Genomic DNA, 1,704 nt, shown 5'->3' with positions numbered 1-1,704 from the left:
CTCACGTTGAGGCTGGTATCGGCCGCCGTGATCGAGGCCACCGTCGGCGCCTTGGTGTCAACGGTGAAGTTGTCGCTCTGAGCCGGAATGCCGTTCCCACCAGCAGAGAACGTGTAAGTGTCGGCTAGTCGGACGACGTTGGTAGCGTCCTCCGCATTCTCGGATGGGATCAGCGTCGCGGTGTAGGTTACAGCTCCCGTGCCCTGGTCCGTGCTGGCGGTGCTCAGATCGCTCAGTGTGCCGTTATCAGCGCTTAAGTCGGTGAGCTCGAAGCCATCGACCGCCTCCGAAAAGGTGATCGTCACCTGTCCTGTCTCGCCGATTTTTAGAGCAGAATCGTTCAGCGCGATCGTGACAGTGGCCATTTTAGCTTCCCCCGAAGATGCCGATCAAAGTATAGCCCGAGTTATTATTCTCGGGTATAATTATGTTTACGAATAGATAGATCAGATACCCAACCAGCTCATGGTACTGTGCAAATTTACACATTACGACTGCCGACTCAGAAATCGAATCTTGCCGGGATTAAATATCTGATCGATTTGCGGGGTACATCCCTCATTTGAGGGAGAGCGTAATTTTTATTTTTCTGCGGTCGCTCAAACGAGGGATAGCGTTGATTTCGCGGCGGGTGCTATCCTGGACGGTGGCGCTGTCAAACCTAGACTGTGGCCAAATACATCGAAATATCTTTACAACTGATACAATAGGTATAGCAGCTATGCCACCTCTGGTAGATTTTAAGCCAGCACTCCTTGGTGACCAAGGTTCAGAAGAAGATGGCTGCCTTGGAATCTTTGCTGGAAGAATAGTTGCTATATTGGTTCGTTCGCCGGAATGTTATGATTGCACCAATTCTACAGAATGGTATTTAGATAAAGGTTTTGGTTCGTGTGATCAGCAGGGCTTAATGTTTTCTTCATTGGATGCAGCAGAATCATGGATTATTAATCAAATTATTAGACGATGAATTTACAGTTCATTTTAGTATAAGTTTCTTTGTAGAATTTGGAAAGTTTATGTTTTCCAACGATCCTTTACTGCGTGTCTTAGATCGCATGGGCTGTGGCGCTATTATAGTTGATGGCTCAGGCCAATTTCTTTTATCAAATAATGTATCGGAGACTATAATCAGCGAATACGTTGAATATGAAGTCTCCAATGAAAGCAAATTACGCGAAGGTTTCAAACTATTGCTTTCTGGTAGCGGTCATAGATTCCGAATCGACTCAGAATCATGGGCTGTTATTCCGCGCAAAAATAGAAAGCCCATTGCGATATATTCAATTCCGCTTGGTAATGAATCAGATCCATACGAAAATTCTGTCGTTATTATTATTGATATGGAAAAAACTCAGGGACCTAGCGTTGAAGTACTGCAACGAATTTTTAATCTTAGTCCCGCAGAAGCTAGCATAGCTTTGCTCATCTTAGAAGGAAAAACTCCTCTTGAAATAGCGAGTTTCAAGAGACTTTCTCAATGGACTATTAGAACTCAACTAGCAGCTATATATAATAAAACCAAAACAAGACGCCAGTCTGAACTGGTTACACTTCTTCTAAGAATATCAATTCTTCCATAAATGCTTGTTGGTTAAATTTTGATATAAAATTATATTTTCTGTTGTATGATTATTTAGGAATATGTTCCGATTTTATATTACTAAATCGTAAATCTATGCAGCTTTCCTGTATCCTAAAAAA

3 protein-coding genes are annotated in these 1,704 nt (G+C 42.9%); 2 read left to right on the top strand and 1 reads right to left on the bottom strand.

Going from position 1 to position 1,704, the window contains the following annotated elements; genetic code table 11:
• Positions 1-365 (bottom strand): Ig-like domain-containing protein (locus tag IPV08_RS24275; RefSeq protein WP_207414415.1); only part of this gene is annotated, 365 nt, incomplete at its 3' end.
• A gap of 281 nt (positions 366-646) precedes the next feature.
• On the opposite strand from IPV08_RS24275, the gene IPV08_RS24270 reads away from it, so the two are divergent.
• On the top strand, positions 647-970 hold the full coding sequence (locus IPV08_RS24270) for a hypothetical protein (RefSeq protein ID WP_207414413.1): 324 nt from the start codon (positions 647-649) through the stop codon (positions 968-970).
• Positions 927-1,583, top strand: coding sequence for a helix-turn-helix transcriptional regulator (locus tag IPV08_RS24265; protein WP_207414411.1), 657 nt, complete (start codon positions 927-929; stop codon positions 1,581-1,583). The genes IPV08_RS24270 and IPV08_RS24265 overlap by 44 nt, the downstream gene beginning before the upstream one ends.
• Positions 1,584-1,704 lie beyond the last annotated feature (121 nt).

The sequence above is a fragment of the Methylobacterium sp. SD274 genome (assembly GCF_017355285.1).
Lineage (GTDB): Bacteria > Pseudomonadota > Alphaproteobacteria > Rhizobiales > Beijerinckiaceae > Methylobacterium.
This window is presented reverse-complemented; position numbering and strand designations above follow the sequence as displayed.